This window comes from Sandarakinorhabdus sp. (genome assembly GCF_031422795.1).
In the GTDB taxonomy this organism is placed as follows: Bacteria; Pseudomonadota; Alphaproteobacteria; order Sphingomonadales; family Sphingomonadaceae; genus Sandarakinorhabdus.
In genome coordinates this window covers 1-4951 of the sequence record NZ_JANPML010000414.1, presented here as the reverse complement: position 1 = coordinate 4951, position 4951 = coordinate 1, and the positions used below count along the sequence as shown (strand labels likewise).

Sequence of the window (4951 nt, the reverse complement as noted above, 5' to 3'; positions counted from 1 at the left end):
GAATTGCCCTTTGGCGCGCGCGTGACCGGGGTGATCGAGGCGGATTTCCTGGTGCTGGCCGGCGGTGGCCGTGTGCATCGCCGCCATGTCGAGCACGCGCCGGCCAATCGTTTCGCCGCCGCCGCGCTGTTTGCCGATGCGCCCTATCTGTGGGGCGGGCGCACGCCGGCTGGCGTTGATTGTTCCGGGCTGGTGCAGCAGGCACTGAGCGCGGAAGGCATTTCGCTGCGGCGCGACACTGATTTGCAGGTGGCCGACGGGGAAGCGGTGAAATTCGCCGCGCGCGAACCCGGCGACCTGGTGTTCTTCCCCGGCCATGTCGGGCTGTTGCTGGACGGCGACCAGCTTTGCCACGCCAACGCACACTGGATGAAGGTGGTGACGGAGCCGCTGGCCGATGTGATCAAGCGGGCAGGCGCTGAGCCGGTGGTGCGGCGTTACCAATAACCCCTCTCCCATTTGGGGAGAGGGAGGGGCCCGCCGCGTAGCGGTGGGAGGGTGAGGGTCCGGTTCCGCAAGCCCTCACCCCGCCGCGGTAGACCTTCGGTCGCCTTCGGCTCGCGCGAGTCGACCCACACCCGCAGGGGGAGAGGGGAAGCGCTTACGGCTTCATGAACTTCAGCGTCATGCGATCCGATTCGCCGACGGCGGCATATTTGGCCTTGTCTGTTTCGCCTTCGGCAAAGTTCGGCGGCAGGGTCCACACGCCCTTGGGATAATTGGCCTTGTCCTTCGGATTGGCGTTCACCGCCGATTCGCCGACCAACTTGAAGCCGGCCTTTGCAGCCAGCATCTTCACATAGGAAACCTTCATGTAGCCGCTGGTCTTCATGTCGGCATCAGGGCGCGATTCCGGCAGGCGGTGTTCGACCACGCCCAGCGTGCCGCCCGGCTTCAGCGCCTTGAAGAAAGCGTTGAACGCCTCCTGATCAAAGCTGGACATGTGCCAGTTGTGGACGTTGCGGAAGGTGAGCACGACATCGGCCGAACCGGGTTCGACGATATCGGCGACGCCCCCCTCTGCAGTTTTCCCGAACATGCCGATGCCGATGTCACCATAAATGGCCTTGTCACCAAATTTGGTCTTGAAATTCTCGACGCTCTTGGCGGCGTTCACCGAAGCGAGCGGGTTGGCGAGGCCGGCGACATATTTGCCGTTGCCCTTCATCGCCGGGGCAAGGATTTCGGTGTACCAGCCGCCGCCGGGCGAGATTTCGACCACGGTCTGGCCTGGCTTCACGCCAAGGAACTTCAGGGTTTGCGCCGGGTGGCGATAAGCGTCGCGGGCCTTGTTGGCCGGGCTGCGCCAGGCACCGCCAACAGCGGCATCAAACGGACCAGCGGCAATGGCAGGGGCAGCGATAGCGGCGACGGCAAGAGCCGAAGCAAGAGCGATACGGCGGATCATGGTGGTCTCCGTTGCAGTGATGCACTCACGTAAAACAGCTGCGCATCCCCTGCAAGGCGAGAGATTGCCTTAGCCTGAACGGCCTGCCAAAGCGCCGGCAATGGATGCTGAATCGACAGGGATCTTGCTGGCCGCCGGCGCGATTGTGGCGGTGATCGGCGCACTCGGCGGCGTGGCGCGCCGCAAGGCACCCCTGGCCTGGCACGCGCATGTGCCGTGGGATGGCCTGGCGTTTCTGGGAGTCGCCGGCGTGCTGCTTGCCGCCGTGCACCTGTACACGCTGCTGCGGACGGCCTGATAGCAAGTCCCAGCGACGATGGCCTTTTCGCGAATTTCAATTGGCATGGGCTAAAGAACAAGGAATCAGAGCCTCCGGCGGGCAGGCCTGAGGCCTGCACCCATTTTTTCTGTTGCCCGTAGTGCCCAACCGTCGTCGCCGGGCGCGCGCCAACGAAAGTGGGTCCAAGGGCTCAGCCCCTGGCCGCCGGAGGCCACTTCCTGACCGGTTCCGGCCAGCCTGATTCAAGCCGGCATGAACGGTGCGGCGATTTCTGGCCGCACGCGCGTCAGCCGGCCTGTTGAACGATCGATCAACGCCCAGGTGGTGACCGCTTTCACCCGCACCGCGCCATCGGGACCGCAGATTTCGACATGGCGATCAAAGCGCGCGCCCTTGGGTTCACCCACCCAGGTGGTGAGCGTCACGGTCTCGCCGTCCAGCGTCTGGCGAAGATAGTCGATCTCATGCCGGGTCACGACCCAGACATAGGCATCGCGGTGTTCGGGCGGGGCGACCGCGCTCCAGTGCGCCGTCGCCACGTCCTGAATCCATTTCAGATAGACCGCGTTGTTGACGTGGCCCAGTTCATCGATGTCGGCCGCCTGCGCGGTGACCGAAAGGGCGTAACTGGGCTGGCCGGGCGGTGCTGGCATCAGTCCTTCAGACTGAACTGATTGAGGATGAAGGCATATTCCTCCGACAGCTCCTCCAGCGCGGCAAAGCGCCCGGATTTGCCGCCGTGGCCAGCGCCCATGTTGGTCTTGAAGATCAGCACATTCTTGTCGGTCTTCAGGTCGCGCAGCTTGGCCACCCATTTCGCCGGTTCCCAATAGGTGACGCGCGGATCGTTCAGCCCGGCCGTGACCATCAGCGGCGGATAGGCTTGTGCTGTCACCTGATCATAGGGCGAATAGGCGCGGATCAGCTCGAAATCGGCCTTGCTGGTGATCGGGTTGCCCCATTCCGGCCATTCGCCGGGCGTGAGTGGCAGGCTTTCATCCAGCATGGTGTTGAGCACGTCGACGAAAGGCACATGCGCCACGACAGCGCGGAACTGTTCGGGGGCCTGGTTGACGATGGCGCCCATCAGCTCACCGCCGGCCGAACCGCCGCTGGCCGAGATCATGCCCGGCGCCGCCCAGCCGACCGTGACCAAACCCTTGGCCACATCAACGAAATCGTTGAACGTGTTGGTGCGCTTGGCCAGCTTGCCATCCAGATACCATTGGTAGCCCAGATCATCGCCGCCGCGGATCTGGGCGATGGCATAGGCCATGCCGCGATCCAGCAGGCTGAGCCGGTTGGCCGAAAAGCCGGGCATCGAGGGGATGCCATACGCACCATAGGCATAAAGATGCAGCTTGCCGCTGCCGTCGGGCTTGAAGCCTTTCCGATAAACGATGGCGACCGGCACCCTGGCACCGTCGCGCGCCGTCACCCAGATGCGCTGGCTTTCATAGTGGCTGGCGTCATAGCCCGATGGCACCTGCTGCACCTTGCGGGTGATCAGCGAGGCCGCACCAACGTCATAATCAAACACCGTCGCCGGCGTGACCATCGAAGCATAGCTGACCCGCAGCAGCGGCGCATCCGGTTCCATATTGCTGCCAAGGCCGGCGGTGTACGCGGCTTCGGCGAAGGGCAGCACGGTTTCGCTGCCATCGTCCTTCCGCAGCACGATTCGATCCAGCCCGTCGCGGCGGCCCTGCACAGCGAGGTATGAAGTGAAGGCGGCGATGCCGGTGATGTAATCGCGGGTCGAACCGGCGATCAGTTCCTTCCAGTCGCCCGGCGCAGCGATGCTGGCGGTGGCGATGCGGAAATTCACATGGCTGTCGTTGGTGCGGATGAAGACGGTTTGCCCGCGCACATCCACGTCATAGCTTACCCCGGCCTGCCGGCGCTTCACCAGCAGCGGCGGCTCGGCCGCCGGATTGGCCGCCGGCACCAGCCGCACTTCGCTGGTCACATGATCCGACGTGCTGATGATGATCCACTGGCCATCCTGGCTCTTGCCGAGGCCGACACCGAAACCCTTGTCTTCGGTTTCTTCGTACAGCGTCCGGTCCCCGCCGGCGTCGCCGGCAATTCCAGCAGCACCGCTTTGGCCCAGCACGTGCAGCCGCGCCTTGATGCGCCGCCAATTGTCATTGACCTCGCTCCACACGATGGCCTTGGAATCCGCCGACCATTCGATGCCGCCGACGCTCACCTTGGTGACGGTCTCGATGTCGTTGCCCGCCGCGATGTCGCGGATGCGGATGGTGAAACGTTCGCTGCCATCGCTGTCGGTGGCATAGGCCAGCAATCTGCCATCGGGGCTGACGCTTTGCGCGCCCAGCCGGAAATAGCTGAGCCCCTTCGCCAGTTCGGGTTCGGACAGCACGATCTGTTCTGCGCCGCCCCCCTTTGGCCGCCGCATCCAGGTGCGATACTGATCGCCCGGCTTGAACTGCCACCAATATTCAAAAGCGCCATTGGGCACCGGCACCGAAGCATCGTCCTGCTGCACCCGGCCCTTCAGTTCTTCGTAGAGCTTGTCCTTGAAGCCGGCGATCGGGGCCATCTGCGCGTCATAATAGGCGTTTTCGGCCTTCAGGTAGCTCAGCACATCGGCATCATCGACCGTGGGATAGCCCGGGTCTTTCAGCCAGTTGTAGGGGTCTTCCACGGTGATGCCGTGGTGGGTGAAACTGTGCGGGCGTTTGGCAGCGATAGGCGGGTTCATCTGGGCAGCGGCTCCGGAAAACGACAACAGGGCAAACATCAGGGCATTCAGGCCAGCAACAAACAGACGCATCAAGATTTCCTGTGCTTGAGGCGCGGGGGCAGTGCGCCTATCTGGGTGAATATTGATAGAGGGAAGATTATCCGTGTCCACCATCTCCTCACGCCTTGCAGCCCTGCGCGCCGAACTCGCCGCCCAGAATCTTGCCGGTTTCGTGGTGCCGCTGACCGATGAGCACATGAGCGAGTATGTGGGCGAATATGCCCAGCGGCTGGCGTGGATCAGCGGTTTTGGCGGCTCTGCCGGCAGCGCGGTGGTGATGCATGACCGGGCCGCGATGTTCACCGATGGCCGCTATACCGTGCAGGTGCGCCAACAAGTGCCCGCCGATCTGTTCGCCTATGAAGACGTGCCGCAAACCAGCGCCGCGCAGTGGCTGGGCGAAACCGCCAGCGCCGGCCAGCGCATCGGCTATGATCCGTGGCTGCACACCAGCGCCTGGGCCAAGCAGGCCGCCAAGCTGTTGACGGCGCGC

Annotated in this window: 6 protein-coding genes; 3 read left to right on the top strand and 3 right to left on the bottom strand. The window is 63.8% G+C overall.

Features of this window, described 5'->3' with window-relative positions:
- Positions 1 to 447, top strand: a 447-nt coding sequence (locus RMO81_RS14440; protein ID WP_310476606.1) for a C40 family peptidase, incomplete at its 5' end; no start/stop codon positions are given.
- 154 nt (positions 448 to 601) lie between these two features.
- Here the strand turns inward: RMO81_RS14440 and RMO81_RS14435 are convergent.
- Positions 602 to 1408 carry a methyltransferase gene (locus RMO81_RS14435; protein ID WP_310476605.1) on the bottom strand — a complete coding sequence of 269 codons (807 nt, stop codon included), beginning with the start codon at positions 1406 to 1408 and terminating at the stop codon, positions 602 to 604.
- A gap of 100 nt (positions 1409 to 1508) precedes the next feature.
- Here RMO81_RS14435 and RMO81_RS14430 point away from each other — a divergent pair, with 100 nt between their 5' ends.
- Positions 1509 to 1706, top strand: a complete 198-nt coding sequence (locus tag RMO81_RS14430) for a hypothetical protein (protein WP_310476603.1) — start codon at positions 1509 to 1511, stop codon at positions 1704 to 1706.
- Between the two features lie 224 nt (positions 1707 to 1930).
- Here the strand turns inward: RMO81_RS14430 and RMO81_RS14425 are convergent, their stop codons facing one another.
- Positions 1931 to 2341 carry an acyl-CoA thioesterase gene (locus RMO81_RS14425; RefSeq protein WP_310476601.1) on the bottom strand — a complete coding sequence of 137 codons (411 nt, stop codon included), beginning with the start codon at positions 2339 to 2341 and terminating at the stop codon, positions 1931 to 1933.
- Positions 2341 to 4416 carry a S9 family peptidase gene (locus RMO81_RS14420; RefSeq protein ID WP_310476607.1) on the bottom strand — a complete coding sequence of 692 codons (2076 nt, stop codon included), beginning with the start codon at positions 4414 to 4416 and terminating at the stop codon, positions 2341 to 2343. The genes RMO81_RS14425 and RMO81_RS14420 overlap by 1 nt, the downstream gene beginning before the upstream one ends.
- Positions 4417 to 4561: 145 nt before the next feature.
- Between RMO81_RS14420 and RMO81_RS14415 the strand changes: the two genes are divergently transcribed.
- Positions 4562 to 4951, top strand: a 390-nt coding sequence (locus RMO81_RS14415; RefSeq protein WP_310476600.1) for an aminopeptidase P family N-terminal domain-containing protein, incomplete at its 3' end; no start/stop codon positions are given.